This is a genomic window from Stenotrophomonas sp. Steno-Z1 (assembly GCF_056393175.1).
Genome location: NZ_JBWJPB010000009.1, coordinates 85,681 through 101,122 on the forward strand (window position 1 = coordinate 85,681; position 15,442 = coordinate 101,122).

General features: G+C 67.4%; 13 protein-coding genes. 5 read left to right on the plus strand and 8 right to left on the minus strand.

Annotated elements, in window-relative coordinates; translation table 11 throughout:
- Positions 1-167: 167 nt before the first annotated feature.
- Entirely contained in the window at positions 168-2,096 is a 1,929-nt protein-coding gene (locus AC06FD_RS18180; protein ID WP_478078574.1) for a M1 family metallopeptidase, read from the minus strand.
- A 161-nt stretch (positions 2,097-2,257) separates the two neighbouring features.
- Positions 2,258-3,019: a bifunctional demethylmenaquinone methyltransferase/2-methoxy-6-polyprenyl-1,4-benzoquinol methylase UbiE gene (gene ubiE, locus AC06FD_RS18185; protein WP_259210257.1), complete on the minus strand. Its 762-nt coding sequence runs from the start codon at positions 3,017-3,019 to the stop codon at positions 2,258-2,260.
- A gap of 135 nt (positions 3,020-3,154) precedes the next feature.
- Between ubiE and AC06FD_RS18190 the strand changes: the two genes are divergently transcribed.
- From AC06FD_RS18190 to AC06FD_RS18205, 4 genes are all read left to right on the plus strand, one after another.
- Positions 3,155-3,607, plus strand: coding sequence for a nucleoside deaminase (locus AC06FD_RS18190; RefSeq protein ID WP_259210258.1), 453 nt, complete (start codon positions 3,155-3,157; stop codon positions 3,605-3,607).
- Positions 3,608-3,850: 243 nt separating this feature from the next.
- Positions 3,851-4,138: a hypothetical protein gene (locus AC06FD_RS18195; protein WP_259210259.1), complete on the plus strand. Its 288-nt coding sequence runs from the start codon at positions 3,851-3,853 to the stop codon at positions 4,136-4,138.
- Positions 4,139-4,200: 62 nt separating this feature from the next.
- A complete protein-coding gene (locus AC06FD_RS18200; RefSeq protein WP_259210260.1) occupies positions 4,201-4,542 on the plus strand; it encodes a hypothetical protein in 342 nt (113 codons plus the stop codon).
- Between the two features lie 74 nt (positions 4,543-4,616).
- Positions 4,617-5,066, plus strand: a complete 450-nt coding sequence (locus tag AC06FD_RS18205) for a low affinity iron permease family protein (RefSeq protein WP_478078548.1) — start codon at positions 4,617-4,619, stop codon at positions 5,064-5,066.
- Between the two features lie 435 nt (positions 5,067-5,501).
- Here AC06FD_RS18205 and AC06FD_RS18210 read toward each other — a convergent pair whose 3' ends face one another.
- From AC06FD_RS18210 to smeD, 3 genes are read right to left on the minus strand one after another with little or no spacing between them, the layout of a single operon-like run.
- Positions 5,502-6,893, minus strand: a complete 1,392-nt coding sequence (locus AC06FD_RS18210) for an efflux transporter outer membrane subunit (protein WP_394164255.1) — start codon at positions 6,891-6,893, stop codon at positions 5,502-5,504.
- Complete coding sequence (gene smeE, locus AC06FD_RS18215) at positions 6,886-10,074, minus strand: multidrug efflux RND transporter permease subunit SmeE (RefSeq protein ID WP_478078549.1); 3,189 nt, start codon at positions 10,072-10,074, stop codon at positions 6,886-6,888. The genes AC06FD_RS18210 and smeE overlap by 8 nt, the downstream gene beginning before the upstream one ends.
- A gap of 12 nt (positions 10,075-10,086) precedes the next feature.
- Positions 10,087-11,274, minus strand: coding sequence for a multidrug efflux RND transporter periplasmic adaptor subunit SmeD (gene smeD / locus AC06FD_RS18220; RefSeq protein WP_478078550.1), 1,188 nt, complete (start codon positions 11,272-11,274; stop codon positions 10,087-10,089).
- A 231-nt stretch (positions 11,275-11,505) separates the two neighbouring features.
- Between smeD and AC06FD_RS18225 the strand changes: the two genes are divergently transcribed.
- Positions 11,506-12,174, plus strand: coding sequence for a TetR family transcriptional regulator (locus AC06FD_RS18225; protein WP_259210265.1), 669 nt, complete (start codon positions 11,506-11,508; stop codon positions 12,172-12,174).
- Positions 12,175-12,374: 200 nt separating this feature from the next.
- On the opposite strand, the gene hslU is transcribed toward AC06FD_RS18225, so the two are convergent.
- The 3 genes from hslU to xerC all read right to left on the minus strand — a co-directional run bounded on the left by hslU (position 12,375) and on the right by xerC (position 15,430).
- A complete protein-coding gene (gene hslU / locus AC06FD_RS18230) occupies positions 12,375-13,748 on the minus strand; it encodes an ATP-dependent protease ATPase subunit HslU (RefSeq protein WP_259210267.1) in 1,374 nt (457 codons plus the stop codon).
- Between the two features lie 148 nt (positions 13,749-13,896).
- A complete protein-coding gene (hslV, locus tag AC06FD_RS18235) occupies positions 13,897-14,448 on the minus strand; it encodes an ATP-dependent protease subunit HslV (protein WP_017356659.1) in 552 nt (183 codons plus the stop codon).
- A 91-nt stretch (positions 14,449-14,539) separates the two neighbouring features.
- Positions 14,540-15,430 (minus strand): tyrosine recombinase XerC, encoded by an 891-nt coding sequence (xerC, locus tag AC06FD_RS18240; protein WP_478078551.1) that lies wholly within the window; start codon positions 15,428-15,430, stop codon positions 14,540-14,542.
- Positions 15,431-15,442 lie beyond the last annotated feature (12 nt).

Genomic DNA, 15,442 nt, shown 5'->3' on the forward strand with positions numbered 1-15,442 from the left:
TGCCCGACCGGCATCGCGCGCGTCTCGCACGGTACCGGCCCGGTAGTGCCGAGCCATGCTCGGCAGCGGCACCGCATGGACACAAAAAAACGGCGGGTTTCCCCGCCGTTTTCAGGCATTGCCTCGCACCGTAGCCACTGACCGGCCATGCCGGCCAGCGACGGGCATTATTTGGCGCTTGCCTTGTCCAGCATGTCCTGCACCGACGCGGTGGTGATCGGGTGGTAGCCCGGCTTGGCCTTCTCGAAGGCGGCCTTGGCGAACGCCAGGCCTTCCGGGGTCTTCACCAGTTCGGCGTAGATCGGCAGGATCAGCTTGCGGCGGCCGACGCGCTCGATGAACGCCGCGGCCGGTTCATTGGCCGCGGTGTAACCGCTGCGGATCGCCAGCGGATACCAGCGCATCGCGATTTCGCCGTTGGCGGTGCCGGTGAAGTGGTAGGCCTTGTCCAGCGCGGCCAGCTTCTCCACCGGCAGGGTCTTGCCCAGGCCGTCGATGAAGTGGACCCACTCCTGGGTGCCCCACTCGCTGCTGATCTGCACGTTCGGCAGCGTGTCGCTGCCCTGCCAGGCGATGCGCGCGGTGTCGACGATGGAGAAGTTGCGCGAGCGTGCCTTGGTGGCGAACGCCGGGATGCCCGGCTCGTCCAGCCACGCCTTCAGCTCGGCATCGGTGACCGCGCCAGGCTTCTTGGACAGCAGGTTCTTCTTCAGGTACACGACGAACTGGTCGGTGTTCGCGCTCTGGAAGGCATGGTCATCGAACCAGCCGCGCAGGAACGGATCAAAGGTCTCGCGGCCAAAACGCTGCTCCAGGAACTGCAGGAACCACGCGCCCTTGACGTAGGCCACCTGGCTCAGCGCATCGTCGGGGTCACGCTCGGTCAGCGGCGGCAGGGCCAGCGCCTGGTCGGCCGGGCTCATGTCCTTGACCTCGGCCAGCAGGTCGTTCTGGTCGATCTCGCGCTCCATCTCGGCCATTTCTTGGCCGTACAGCGCTTCGGTGATGCGGCCCTGCACGTAGGTGGTGAACCCTTCGTTGAGCCAGATGTCCTTCCAGCTGGCGTTGGTCACCAGGTTGCCCGACCAGCTGTGCGCCAGTTCATGGGCGACCAGCGAGACCAGCGACTTGTCGCCCACGATCACGGTCGGGGTGGCGAAGGTCAGGCGCGGGTTTTCCATGCCGCCGAACGGGAACGACGGCGGCAGCACCAGCATGTCGTAGCGGCCCCAGCGGTACTCGCCGTACAGCTTCTCGGCCGCGCCGATCATCTTCTCGGTGTCTTCGAACTCCTTGGCGGCCTTGCCGACCATGGTCGGTTCGGCCCACACGCCGGAGCGGCCGGAGATCGGCTCGAACACCAGGTCGCCGGCGGCGATGGCCAGCAGGTAGGACGGGATCGGCTGCGGCATCTTGAAGGTGTAGTCACCGTCACGCGCGGCCTTGGGATCGTTGTCGGCGCTCATCAGCACCATCACGTCCGGGCGCGAGACCACGTGCGCGCTGTAGGTGAAGCGCACGCTCGGGGTGTCCTGCAGCGGCACCCACGAACGCGCGTGGATGGCCTGGGACTGGCTGAACATGAAGGGCAGCTTCTTGCCCTCGGTCATCGACGGCTCCAGCCACTGCAGGCCCGAAGCGGTCGGGGCCGTGTGGTAGGTGATCACGACCTTGCCCGGCTGTTCCGGCGCGTCGATGCTCAGCTTGCTGCCGAACACCTTGTCGGCCGGGGCCAGCACGAACTGGAGCGGGGCGGCCTTGCCGTCCGCGCCGATCGCCTCGACCTTCTCCACGGTGAGTTCGCGGGTATCCAGCACCAGCTGTTTGGCCGCCTTGTCCTTCCACTCCAGGGTGTAGGTCGCGGTGCCGCCGATCTGCTTGGCGTCGAAGTCCAGCTTCAGGTCCAGCGCCAGGTCCTTGACCACCACCTTGTCCGGCTCGGCGTAGGAGCTTTCATCATGGCTGCGGCTGTCGGCTTTCATGGCAGTGCTCGCCGGTGCGGTGGCGGTGGGCGCGGCCGTCGGGGCGGCCGGTTCTTTGGAGCAGCCGGCGGCCAGCGCCACGGCCAGGGGAATCAACAGGAACGGAGATCGCATGGACATCGGGACCGATCAGGGTGAAACGACCAGTTTACCCCCTGGCCGCACCGCCCGGGCAGCGGTGCCGTCCCGCCTGCGCATTCAGCCTGATCGGTCCGCCGGCGCGGCGCAGGAGGCGCGCACCCCTGGCGCGCGCCTGCAGAACGCAGCGCGTGGGGTCAGATCTTGTAGCCGGAGTGGATCGACACGATGCCACCGGTCAGGTTCTTGTAATGGCAGCGCGCGAAGCCGGCCTCGCCCATCATGGTCTTGAGCTGTTCCTGCGGCGGGTGCTTGCGGATGCTCTCGGCCAGGTACTGGTAGCTGTCGCCATCGCGGGCGAACAACTGGCCCAGCTTGGGCAGGATCTTGAACGAGTGGAAGTCGTAGATCGGCTTGAACCAGTCCGCGGTGACTTCGGAGAACTCCAGCACGCGGGCCTGGCCGCCCACCTTGAGCACGCGGTACATCTCGCGCAGGCCGGCGTCCTTGTCGGTCACGTTGCGCAGGCCGAAGGCGATGGTCACCAGGTCGAAGCTGGCATCCGGGAACGGCAGCGCCTCGGCGTTGCACTGCACGTACTCCAGGCCCGAGACCAGGCCCCGGTTCATCAGCCGGTCGCGGCCGACCGAAAGCATGCCGGCGTTGATGTCGCCCAGCACCACCTCGCCGTCCTCGCCCACGCGCTCCTTGATCAGCGCGGCGATATCGCCGGTGCCACCGGCCAGGTCGAGCACGCGGTCGCCCGGCTTTACCTGCGCGGTGGCCACGTAGTAGCGCTTCCACGCCCGGTGGATGCCCAGGCTCATCAGGTCGTTCATCAGGTCGTAGCTGCGCGCGACCGAGGTGAACACTTCGCCCACCAGCTTCTGCTTGTCCTTGGCGGCGACATCGCGGAAGCCGAAATGGGTGGTGCCAGTCTTGTAGGGGGATTCGCTCATGGCCGGATTATCGCACCGCTGGGCACGCGGCGGCACCTCCGCGCTGCGACCCGGTGCCGCAGGGCCGCCACGCGGGCCGGTGCTGCAGCGGCGACAGGCCACTATCATGGCGGTCCAGATGCCTACGGATTGCCCATGATCAGCACCCCCGACTACGCCGCCCTGCTTGAAACCGCCATCGCCGAAGCCCGCCAGGGCCTGGCCGAGGGCGGCATCCCGATCGGCGCGGCGCTGTACCACACCGACGGCCGCCTGCTCGGCTGCGGCCACAACCGCCGCGTGCAGGAAGGCGATCCGTCGGTGCACGGCGAGACCGATGCCTTCCGCAAGGCCGGGCGCCAGCGTCGCTACCAGGACACCATCATGGTCACCACCCTGGCCCCGTGCTGGTACTGCAGCGGGCTGGTGCGCCAGTTCAACATCGGCACCGTGGTGGTGGGCGAATCGGTGACTTTCCAGGGCGGCATCGAGTGGCTGCGCGAGAACGGGGTCAAGGTGATCGACATGCAGAGCCAGGCCTGCATCGACCTGCTCGGCGGCTTCATCAGCGCCCACCCCGAGGTGTGGAACGAAGACATCGGCGAGTAATGCCCGCGGCGGCGCGCAATCGCGCCGTTGCCAGGCGCTGCGACCGCGTGTCGCAGCGCGCGCTGTTCTGAACGCTTCAGTTCCATACAGACAGGTGAACACGCTGTGCTGGCAGCGTATCAGGCATCCCAGCGGGCGCTGCGCGCACGGCTGGCGCACCTGCTGCATACGCTGCGCTAACAATCGCGCGGTGACCACGGCCTATGGTGGGTGCACAGGGGGCAGCAACGTCGAGGAGACGTCATGAATGCCCGAATAGCCCGCACCGCGCTGGATCCGGCGTTATCCAACGCCTGGACACAGTTGCAGGTGCTCCATGCCCAACACGACAACGGCGCCCCCTTCTGGAGCGCCTACCAGGCCATCCAGGCGGCGCTGACCGAGGCCCACCCGCACGAGCGCGTGGCGGTGTGCAACCAACTGGCCACGTTCGCCGAGCGCCTCGGTGCGGTCGAGCACGCGCACCTGCTCGGCGAGTCGCCGGCTGAACTTTTCAGGCTCCGCGGCCACGCCGACTCGACATCACCATGACGCTGCATGCACTGCGCTTTACGCACTCTGATCCAACCCCTTCCCTGCATATCGACACCACCATGTCTTCCGCCCAGCTTTCCATTCCCGCCGTGATCGACGTTGACGCGGAAGTCGCCTACTGGCGCCAGCGCCACGCCGACGGCACCCTTGGCAGCGGCACTGGCTCGTTCGGCCACTACGTGCCGTGGATCAAGTTCGCCTGCGATTCGCTGATCACCCAGCCGCGCGCCAGCGACGAGCAGCGCGACGAATCCTTCCAGACCCAGTACGCCCTGCAGATCATGCCGCGCCTCAGCGAAGACCAGGCGCGCGCCTTCGTCGAAGAGGTCTGGGAGCACGTCTACCTGAGCAGCCGCCACGACGTCGCCGCCCGCCCGCGCCTGGGTGCCGCCCGCGTCTGACGCGGCGCAGGCTGCACGGCGCGTACACGGCGCGCCGCCAATGATGTGGCACCGTCGCTACCCTGCCGTGCCGCATGAAACTCCGCAGTATGTTCAACCTGGTCGCCAAGAAGGCGGCCTATGCCGCCGGTACGCCCTGGACGTTCCTGGCCGCGCTGTCGATCGTGCTGCTGTGGGCGGTCAGTGGCCCGATCTTCAAGTTCAACGACACCTGGCAGCTGGTGATCAATACCGGCACCACCATCATCACCTTCCTGATGGTGTTCCTGATCCAGCACAGCCAGAACGCGGACGCCGCCGCGGTCCAGATCAAACTGGACGAACTGATCCGGGCGACCGCCGAGGCCAACAACGAACTGCTCGACCTGGAAGAACTGGACGAGGAGCGGCTGGAAGAGATCCGCAGCGAATACGAGCGCATGGCACGCGAAGCCGGCGATGCGCTGGAGCGCGCCCGCCGCTGCCATGGCGACGGGCGCAAGGACGACCCGCGTCAAGACCGGGCGGATGAACCGCGCTCATGAGCGCGTTGATGACCACGACGATGACCGGGGGAGCCGACGGGTAGAGCCGACGGGTAGAGCCGACTGTTAGTCGGCTGCTGTCCGCTCGTCGGCATGGCCAGCCGACCAACGGTCGGCTCTACCGCGGTGCATGGCCAGCCGACCAACGGTCGGCTCTACCGCGCTGCATGGCCAGCCGACCAACGGTCGGCTCTACCCGCTGCATGGCCAGCCGAGCAACGGTCGGCTCTACCGCGCTGCATGGCCAGCCGACCAACGGTCGGCTCTACCGCGCTGCGTGGCCAGCCGACCAACGGTCGGCTCTACCCGCTGCATGGCCAGCCGACCAACGGTCGGCTCTACCGCGCTGCATGGCCAGCCGCGACCAACGGTCGGCTCTACCGCGTTGCATGGCCAGCCGAGCAACGGTCGGCTCTACCGCGGTGCGCGCCTCGCTCAGCCGCGCTCGTGCCAACCGCCGCCCAGCACCTTGTACAACGCCACCTGGTTGGACTGCTGCGCCAGCTGCGTGCTGACCAGCGACTGCCGCGCGGTGTAGGCGGTGCGCCGCGCGTCGAGCAGGGTGAGGAAGCTGTCCAGGCCGGCATCGTAGCGGGCCTGCGATAGGCGCTGGGCCTGGTCGGCCGCGGCCACCAACGCCTGCTGCGAGGCCAACTGCGCATCCAGGCTGTCGTTGAGGGCCAGCGCATCGGCGGCCTCGCGGAAGCCGGACTGGATCGCCTTTTCGTACTGCGCCAGCGCGATGTCGCGGTCTGCGGTGGCCACGCCGAGGTTGGCGCGCAATTTGCCGCCCTGGAAGATCGGCACGGTGAGCTTGGGAATGAAACTCCACGCCCGCGTGCCGCCATCGAACAGGCCGGACAGCGCCGAAGAGGCCGAACCGACGCTGCCGGTGAGGCTGATCGAGGGGAAGAACGCCGCCCGCGCCGCGCCGATGTTGGCATTGGCCGAGAGCAGCGTGTGTTCGGCCGCCATCACGTCGGGGCGCCGCAGCAGCACCTCGCCCGGCACGTTGCCCGGCAGCGCGCGCACCGCGGCCACCTGGTTGATCTCGCCGCCGGGCAGCAGGCCGTCGTCGATCGGACCACCGGCCAGCAGCACCAGTGCATTGCGGTCCTGCGCGACCTGCCCGCTGAAGCGGGCCACGTCGGTACGCGCGGTTTCCACCAGCGTCCGGGTCTGGCTGAGTTCCAGCGAGGATGCATCGCCCAGCTGATGCCGGGCCTCGGTCAGCCGCAGCGAGTCTTCGTAGGTGGCCAGGGTCGCCCGGGCGATCGCCAGCTGTTCGCTGTCCGCGCCCAATGTCAGCCACGCATTGGCCACTTCGGCCACCAGGCTCAGCTGCGCGCTGCGCCGGTTGGCGGCCTGGGCGAAGTACTGCTGCAAGGCCGCTTGGCTGAGGTTGCGCACGCGCCCGAACAGGTCCAGCTCGAACTCGACCACGCCGAGATTGGCGCTGAACTGCTCGGTCACCGGGGTGTCGCCGCCACTGCGGGTCATCTGCCCCTGCGCAGCGATCGCCGGCACCCGGTCGGCACGCTGGATGCGGTACTGCGCACGCGCTTTCTCGACATTCAGCACGGCCACGCGCAGGTCGCGGTTGTTGGCCAGCGATTGGTCGATCAGCGACTGCAGGCGCGGGTCGCTGAAGAAATCGCGCCAGCCGATGTCGGCCACCTCGACGGTGGCCGCGCCGCTGTCGGCGCGGGTCGCCGGCCACTGCGCCGGGATCGCCGGGGCGACCTCGGTGCTGGCCGGCACCAGCGTGGCGCAGCTGGACAGTGCGATCGCCACCGCGGCGGCAAGCAGGCAGGAAGCCTTATTCATGGGTACCACCCTCCGGCGTGTCGCCGTTGTTGCGTGTATCGGCCACGGTGCCGGTGCCGCCCTTGCGCAGCGAACGGTTGAACACGCGCTGCACCACCACGAAGAACAGCGGGATGAAGAACACGCCCAGCAGGGTGCCCACCACCATGCCGCCGAGCACGCCCGTACCGATCGCGCGCTGCGCGCCGGAGCCGGCACCGGAGGCGATCGCCAGCGGCAGCACGCCGAGGCCGAAGGCCAGCGAGGTCATGATGATCGGGCGCAGGCGGTCGCGCACCGCGTGCATGGTGGCCTCGATCAGGCCGGCCCCCTTCTCCAGGTTTTCCTTGGCGAACTCCACGATCAGGATCGCGTTCTTGCTGGTCAGGCCCACCGTGGTCAGCATCGCCACCTGGAAGTAGATGTCCCGTTCCATGCCACGCATGCTGTTGGCCAGCACCGCACCGAGGATGCCCAACGGCGCCACCAGCAGCACCGAGGTCGGCACGCTCCAGCTCTCATACAGCGCCGCCAGGCACAGGAACACGATCAGCAGCGACAGCGTGTACAGCAGCGGGGTCTGCGAACCGGCCTGGCGTTCCTGGTAGGACAACGCGGTCCATTCGATCTCGAAGCCCGGCGGCAGGTCCTTGGCGATGCGCTCGATCTCGGCCATGGCATCGCCCGAGGCCACGCCCGGCGCGGGCTCACCCTGGATCTCCATCGCCGACACGCCGTTGTAGCGCTCCAGGCGCGGTGAACCATAGTCCCAGCGCTTGCTGGCGAAGGCACTGAACGGCACCATTTCGCCCTGGGTGTTCTTGACCGACCACAGGTTGAAGTCGTCCGGATTCATGCGGAAATCCGCATCGGACTGCACATACACGCGCTTGACCCGGCCACGGTCGATGAAGTCGTCGATGTAGCTGCTGCCCCACGCCGTGGCCAGGGTCTGGTTGACCGAGGCGACCGACAGCCCCAGGGCATTGGCCTTTTCCACGTCCACGTCGATGCGCAGCTGCGGCGTGTCTTCCTGGCCGTTGGGCCGCACGTTGGCCAGCAGCTTGCTCTGCCCGGCGCCGCCGAGCAGCTGGTTGCGCGCGTTGAGCAGGGCCTCGTGGCCCTGGCCGCTGTTGTCCTTCAGGAAGAAGGTGTAGCCCGAGCCGATGCCCAGTTCCGGCATCGCCGGCGGCGGGAAGGCGAAGATGAAGGCGTCCTTGATCTGCCCCAGCGCGCCCATCGCACGCCCGGTGATCGGGCCCACGCCCTGGTCGGCACCGCGCTCCTTCCAGTCCTTGAGCTTGATGAAGGACATGCCCGCGTTCTGGCCCATGCCGGCGAAGCTGAAGCCCTGCACCGAGAACACCGATTCGACCGCCTCGGTCTCGTTCTTCAGGAAGTGCTCTTCCAGCTTGTACATCGCCTCCAGGGTGCGCTCCTGGGTGGCGCCGACCGGCGTCTGCACCAGCGCCATCAGGATGCCCTGGTCTTCATTGGGCAGGAACGAGCTGGGCAGGCGCATGAACATCACGCCCATGATCAGCACGAGCGCGGCGAAGATCGACATGAACCGCCACGGCCGCGCCAGGATGCCCTTGACGCCCCGCTGGTAGGTGTCGCTGGAGCGGTCGAAGCCGCGGTTGAAGCCGTTGAAGAAGCGACCCAGCAGGCCCTTGTGCGCCACGTGGTGCTCGCCCTTTTTGAGCGGCTTGAGCATGGTGGCGCACAGCGCCGGGGTGAGCACGATGGCGACCAGCACCGACAATGCCATCGCCGACACGATCGTCGCCGAGAACTGCCGGTAGATGACGCCGGTGGAGCCGCTCATGAAGGCCATCGGCACGAACACCGCCGACAGCACCAGGCCGATGCCGACCAGTGCGCCGGTGATCTGGCCCATCGACTTGCGGGTGGCTTCCAGCGGCGACAGGCCCTCTTCGGACATGATGCGCTCGACGTTCTCCACCACCACGATGGCGTCATCCACCAGCAGGCCGATCGCCAGCACCATGGCGAACATGGTCAGCATGTTGATCGAGAAGCCCAGCGCGGCCAGGATGCCGAACGTCCCCAGCAACACCACCGGCACCGCGATCGTGGGGATCAGGGTGGCGCGGAAGTTCTGCAGGAACAGGTACATCACCACGAACACCAGCACGATCGCTTCGATCAGGGTCTTGATGACGCCCTTGATCGAGACCTGCACGAACGGGGTGGTGTCGTAGGGCACCACCGACTCCAGCCCGGCCGGGAAGTTGGCCTTCATCTCCTCCAGTGCGGCGCGCACGCCATTGGCCGTATCCAGCGCATTGGCGCCGGTGGCCAGGGTGATGGCGATACCGGTGGATGGCTTGCCGTTGTAGCGGGTGACGAAGTCGTAGCTCTCCGCGCCGAGCTCGACCCGGGCCACGTCGCCCAGGCGCAGCTCGCTGCCGTCGGTGCCGCCGCGGACCAGGATGTTGCGGAACTGTTCGGGGGTCTGCAGGCGATCCTGTGCATTGATGGTGGCGTTGAGCTGCTGGCCCTTGACCGACGGCGCGCCGCCGAGCTGGCCGATGGCGACCTGCGCGTTCTGCGCGGTGATCGCCGCGGTTACTTCATCCACCGACAGCTTGTAGGTGTGCAGCTTGTTGGGGTCCAGCCAGATGCGCATGGCGTACTTGCCGCCAAACACCTGGATGTTGCCCACGCCCGGCACGCGGCTGAGCGGATCGACGACATTGGAGCCGACGTAGTCGGAGATGTCGTTGGCATCCATGCTGCCGTCGTTGGAGACGAAGCCGATCACCTGCAGGAAGCCGCTGCTCGACTTGGCCACGTTGATGCCCTGCCGCTGGACTTCCTGCGGCAGCAGCGGCATGGCCAGCTGCAGCTTGTTCTGCACCTGCACCTGGGCGATGTCCGGGTTGGTCCCGCTCTCGAAGGTGAGGGTGATGGTGGCCTGGCCGTTGGCCGAGCTGTTGGAGGAGAAGTAGATCAGGCCATCGATGCCCTTCATGTTCTGCTCGATGATCTGGGTCACCGAGTCTTCGACCACCTTGGCCGAGGCGCCCGGGTAGGTGGCGCTGATCTCGACCGCGGGCGGGGCGACTTCGGGGTACATCGAGACCGGCAGCTTCACCACCGCCAGCGCGCCGGCCAGCATGATGATGATGGCGATCACCCACGCGAAGATGGGGCGATCAATAAAATAACGAGCCATGGGATTCTCCGCTTACTGCTTGTCGGCCGAGGCCGGGGCTGCAGCGGCCGGCGCGGCCGGCGTGGCCGGCGCGGCACCCCGCTCGGTGGCCTGCACGGGCATGCCCGGCTGGATCTTCTGCAGGCCTTCGACGATGACCTTGTCACCGGCCTTCAGGCCGTCCTCGACCAACCACGCGCTGCCCACCGCGCGGCTGACCTTGACCGGGCGCACGTCGACCTTGTTGTCCTTGCCGACCACCATCGCGGTGGTGTCGCCCTTGGGATCGCGGGCGATGCCCTGCATGGGCACCAGCAGGCCGTTCTCGCGCACGCCGCTGCCGACCTGCGCACGCACGTACATGCCGGGCATCAGCACCTGGTCGGGGTTGTCCACCTTGACCCGCAGCGCGTAGCTGCCGGTGGTGGGATCGACGCTGACTTCGGAGAACTCCAGGGTGCCCTTGTGGGCGAACTCGGTCCCGTCGTCGAGCAGGATGGTGACCGGCAGGGTCTGGTTGTCCTGCAGGCGGCCGCTGGCCAGTTCGCGGCGCATCTGCAGCAGTTCGCTGGCCGACTGGGTCAGGTCGACGTAGATCGGGTCGAGCTGCTGCACGGTGGCGAGCGCGTCGGCCTGGCCGGCGCTGACCAGCGCGCCCTGGGTGACCGAGGACTTGCCGATGCGGCCGCTGATCGGGGCGGTGATGCGCGCGTAGCCGAGGGTGACGTTGGCGGCGTCCAGCGCGGCCTTGGCGGCACCGACATCGGCCTCGGCCTGCTTCTGCGCGGCCACGGCGTTTTCCAGGTCCTGCTTGCTGACCGCATCGACCTTGGCCAGCTCGGTGATGCGCTTGGCGCTCAGGCGCGCCGCGTTGGCAGTGGCCTCGGCGCGGGCGAGCTGGGCGCGGGCGCTGTTGGCCTGGGCGCGGTAGCTGGCGTCGTCCACCTGGTACAGGGGCTGGCCGGCAGTGACCAGGCCGCCCTCGGTGAACAGACGCTTGGCGACGATGCCGCTGACCTGGGGGCGCACTTCGGCCACCAGGAAGGCGTTGGTGCGACCGGGCAGTTCGCGGGTGAGGCTGACCTGTTCGCTCTTGAGGGTGGCAACGGTGACCTGGCCCGGGCCGCCCTGCGGCCCCTCCTGCTCACCGCCGCCACAGGCGGACACGGTCAAGGCGATCGCGAGGGACAGCGCGAGAAGACGGTACGGGGATCGGGACATGGTGGGGGCTCACAGGAAACGAAAAGGGTCGCCTGCAGCACTACCCCGCCTTGAAAAGCGACGAATGACAGCCAACAGGTCGGCAAATACAGCAAATCTGACGACTCCGGCGCTGCCGCGGCTACGCGCGCACCTCGCCGAGGTTCAGTGGGACGGAAATATACATACATGCATGTTTGTTTGTAAAGCGGTACAATTCAGGTCGGTTTCATCCAGCAACTGCACAGCGCAATGGCCAGAAAAACCAAAGAAGAGGCGCAGGCCACCCGCGCGGGCATCCTTGATGCAGCGCAGGCCTGTTTCCATGAATACGGCGTGGCCGGGACCAGCCTGGCGATGATCGGTGCGCGCGCGGGTTACACTCGCGGCGCGGTGTACTGGCACTTCAAGAACAAGACCGAAGTGCTGACCGCGATGATCGACCGCGAGCGCATTCCGTTCATCGAGCGCCTGCGGCGGACGACCTCGTCCAAGCGCAACACGCCGGTGCTGGACCTGCGCTCGGCGCTGCTGGTGTCCTTCCAGGAGCTGGCCGACGACGAGCGGCTGCGCAACATGATGGAGATCATGCTGCGCAACGATCTGTCGGTGGAGAGCCAGGCGATGCAGGCGCTGCAACTGGAAGCATCGCGCGAGGAGCTGGCCATTTTCGCCGCCGCGTTCGAGCGCGCGCGCGAGTTGGGCCAGTTGCGCGAGGGGGTGGACGTGGACACGGTGGCGCGCATCGTGAGCACGAGCCTGACTGGCGTGCTGTACAGCGCGATGCTGGAGCCGGAACTGTTCGAGATCAAGCGCGATGGCCTGCAGACGCTGGATGCCATCCTGAGCGCGTTCGTGAAGCCGGGTGTGTTCACCCCGGGCGCGGCGCCGACGGCGTTGCCGACTGAGGACGAGGCGTAAAGCCTGACGCCAAGACTCGAACGCCAAAGGCGCTCATTGGCGTCGCTGGCCGGGCTGGGCAGGTGCGGCAGGAAAGGCGTCGTGCTTACCCTGCGACGGCCCTTGGCAAAAGACGCTTCCCTCCGACGGGAGAAGAGCCAAAAAAAAAGCGACGACGCTTTCGCGCCGCCGCTTTCCTACCACCCGACCGGTGTGATGCGTTACAGGATGTAGCGGCTCAGGTCCGGGTCCTGCACCAGCTCGCCCAGGTGCGCATCCACGTAAGCCTTGTCGATGCTGATGGTCTCGCCATCGCGGTCCGGGGCCTCGTAGCTGAGCGTGTCCAGCAGGCGCTCCAGCACCGTGTGCAGGCGGCGGGCGCCGATGTTTTCCTGGCGCTCGTTGACCTGGAAGGCAATCTCCGCGAGGCGGTCCACCGCATCGTCGGTGAACGTCATCGCCACGCCTTCGGTCTGCAGCAACGCTTCGTACTGCTTGGTCAGCGCCGCCTTCGGTTCGGTGAGGATGCGCACGAAATCCTGCTTGCTCAACGCGCCCAGCTCCACCCGGATCGGGAAGCGGCCCTGCAGCTCCGGGATCAGGTCGCTGGGCTTGGCCAGGTGGAACGCGCCGGAGGCAATGAACAGGATGTGGTCGGTCTTGATCGTGCCGTACTTGGTGGACACGTTGGAGCCCTCCACCAGCGGCAGCAGGTCGCGCTGCACGCCTTCGCGCGAGACGTCGCCGCCGCCCACGTTGTCGCCGCGCTTGGCCACCTTGTCGATCTCGTCGATGAACACGATGCCATGCTGCTCGCAGGCCTCGATCGCCGCGCTGCGGATGTCGTCTTCATTGACCAGCTTGCCGGCCTCTTCCTCGATCAGCAGCGGACGCGCCGCCTTGATGCTCAGCGTGCGCTTCTGCGCCTTGCCGCCGCCCATGCTGGAGAACATCTGGCGCAGCTGCTGGCCCATTTCCTCCATGCCCGGCGGGGTCATGATGTCCATGCTGACGTTGGCGGTGACTTCCAGCTCGATCTCGCGCTCGTCCAGCTCACCGTTGCGCAGCATGCGGCGGAACTTGATCCGGGTCTCGTTGTCCTGCGCCGATGGCTCGTTGCGCGCCGCCTCGGCATCGAAGCCGATGCCCACGCTGCGGCGCGGCAGCAGCGCATCCAGGATGCGGTCTTCGGCGCGCTCCTCGGCCTGGGTGCGCACGCGCACCTTGGCCTGCTCGCGATACAGCTTGACCGCGGTGTCGGCCAGGTCGCGGATGATCTGTTCCACGTCCTTGCCGACATAGCCGACTTCGGTGAAGCGGGTGGCTTCGACCTTCACGAACGGCGCGTTGGCCAGCGTGGCCAGGCGGCGCGCGATCTCGGTCTTGCCCACGCCGGTCGGGCCGATCATGAGGATGTTCTTGGGCATCACCTCGTTGCGCAGTTCGGCCGGCAACTGCATGCGGCGCCAGCGGTTGCGCAGCGCGATAGCGACCGCGCGCTTGGCATCGTGCTGGCCGACGATATGCCGGTCCAGCTCCTGCACGATCTCGCGCGGGGTCATGGTGGCGGAAGAGACTTCGATCTTGTGCGGCATGGATGTGCTCACGAGGATATGGGGTGGAATGACGTATCACCGGCCTGCCTGGCAGCGTCGTAACGCTGATGCAGCGCCACGCCATGCGTGGCTGACCGGAAACCGCAGCCACGCATGGCGGGGCTCTAGCGAGCGTTGACCCTGCGGGTCAAAGCTCCTCGACCACCACGTTGCGGTTGGTGTAGATGCAGATGTCGCCGGCGATGTTGATCGACTCGGTGGCGATGGTGCGGGCGTCCAGTTCGGTGTGCGCCAGCAGCGCGCGCGCGGCCGACAGCGCGTAGGAGCCACCGGAGCCGATGGCGATGATGCCGTCTTCGGGCTCGATCACATCGCCGGTGCCGCTGATGATCAGCGAGGTGTCCTTGTCGGCTACCGCGAGCAGCGCCTCGAGCTTGCCCAGGCGGCGCTCGGTGCGCCAGTCCTTGGCCAGTTCCACCGCGGCGCGCTGCAGCTGGCCATGCTTTTCCAGCTTGGCTTCGAACAGCTCGAACAGGGTGAACGCATCGGCGGCCGCGCCAGCGAAACCGGCCAGCACCTGGCCCTCACGACCCAGCCGGCGCACCTTGCGGGCGTTGCCCTTCATCACCGTGTGGCCGAGGGTGACCTGGCCATCGCCGGCAACCGCGACATGACCGTTGCGGCGCACCGAGATGATGGTGGTGGCGTGAAACACATTGGGATTCTGACTGGGGTCCATGGAGCCTCCGGGGTGACAGAGACTGAGGTGGGGTCGTTGCCGGGGGCTTCAACCCACCCTGCCCTGCGCCCGGGTGACGCAGCGGATCGATTCAGCTTTCGTTGCCGCTCTTGCGCCGCTTGGCACGCGGGTGCGCGGCGTCGTAGACCTTGGCCAGGTGCTGGAAATCCAGGTGGGTGTAGATCTGCGTGGTGGCGATGTCGGCGTGGCCAAGCAGCTCCTGCACGCCACGCAGGTCACCGGACGATTCCAGGATGTGGCTGGCGAAGCTGTGCCGCAGCATGTGCGGATGGACGTGCTTGAACAGGCCCTGGCGCTGGGCCAGCTGGCGGATGCGGATCTGGATGGCGCGCTGGGTGATCGGGCCGCCCTTGCGCCCGGGGAATACCGGCTGGCCTTCGCCCCCGCCGCTTTCGCCGCGCCAGCCTTCCAGCGCGGTGCGCGCGTGCGAGCCGAACGGTACGCGGCGCTGGCGGTTGCCCTTGCCCATCACGTTGACCAGACCGGTGGCGAAATCCAGGTCGCGCCAGATCAGCGCGCACAGTTCGCTCAGGCGTAGCCCGGAGGAATAGAACAGTTCCAGCAGCGCGCGGTCGCGCAGGCCCAGTGGACCATCGGTGGGCAGTTCCACCAGTTGCACCGCCTCGTCGGCATCGAGCACCTGCGGCAACTTGCGCGGTGCCTTGGGAGCCTTCAGGCCCGCCGCGGGGCTGGCATCGATGCGCTGGTGCTTGAGCAGCCAGGCGTAGAAACTGCGGTAGGCCGACAGCCGCCGCTGCAGTGACGTCGGCGACAGCCCGCGACGGTGCTCGGCCGCGATGAACTGGCGCAGCTGCTCGCCGTGCAGGGCCTCGATCACCGCGCCCTGCCCCTGCGACCAGTGCGTGAGCGCGTCGAGGTCACGCCGGTACGCGTCCAGCGTATGCGCCGACATGCGCCGCTCCACCTGCAGGTGCAAGAGGAACTCGGCGGCGGCGCTCATGGCAGCGGGGTC

Excerpts from the sequence above, each read along its gene's own strand:
- AC06FD_RS18180 (WP_478078574.1), bottom strand. The coding sequence starts at position 2,096 with ATGCGATCTCCGTTCCTGTTGATTCCCCTGGCCGTGGCGCTGGCCGCC.
- ubiE (WP_259210257.1), bottom strand. The coding sequence starts at position 3,019 with ATGAGCGAATCCCCCTACAAGACTGGCACCACCCATTTCGGCTTCCGC.
- AC06FD_RS18190 (WP_259210258.1), top strand. The coding sequence starts at position 3,155 with ATGATCAGCACCCCCGACTACGCCGCCCTGCTTGAAACCGCCATCGCC.
- AC06FD_RS18195 (WP_259210259.1), top strand. The coding sequence starts at position 3,851 with ATGAATGCCCGAATAGCCCGCACCGCGCTGGATCCGGCGTTATCCAAC.
- AC06FD_RS18200 (WP_259210260.1), top strand. The coding sequence starts at position 4,201 with ATGTCTTCCGCCCAGCTTTCCATTCCCGCCGTGATCGACGTTGACGCG.
- AC06FD_RS18205 (WP_478078548.1), top strand. The coding sequence starts at position 4,617 with ATGAAACTCCGCAGTATGTTCAACCTGGTCGCCAAGAAGGCGGCCTAT.
- AC06FD_RS18210 (WP_394164255.1), bottom strand. The coding sequence starts at position 6,893 with ATGAATAAGGCTTCCTGCCTGCTTGCCGCCGCGGTGGCGATCGCACTG.
- smeE (WP_478078549.1), bottom strand. The coding sequence starts at position 10,074 with ATGGCTCGTTATTTTATTGATCGCCCCATCTTCGCGTGGGTGATCGCC.
- smeD (WP_478078550.1), bottom strand. The coding sequence starts at position 11,274 with ATGTCCCGATCCCCGTACCGTCTTCTCGCGCTGTCCCTCGCGATCGCC.
- AC06FD_RS18225 (WP_259210265.1), top strand. The coding sequence starts at position 11,506 with ATGGCCAGAAAAACCAAAGAAGAGGCGCAGGCCACCCGCGCGGGCATC.
- hslU (WP_259210267.1), bottom strand. The coding sequence starts at position 13,748 with ATGCCGCACAAGATCGAAGTCTCTTCCGCCACCATGACCCCGCGCGAG.
- hslV (WP_017356659.1), bottom strand. The coding sequence starts at position 14,448 with ATGGACCCCAGTCAGAATCCCAATGTGTTTCACGCCACCACCATCATC.
- xerC (WP_478078551.1), bottom strand. The coding sequence starts at position 15,430 with ATGAGCGCCGCCGCCGAGTTCCTCTTGCACCTGCAGGTGGAGCGGCGC.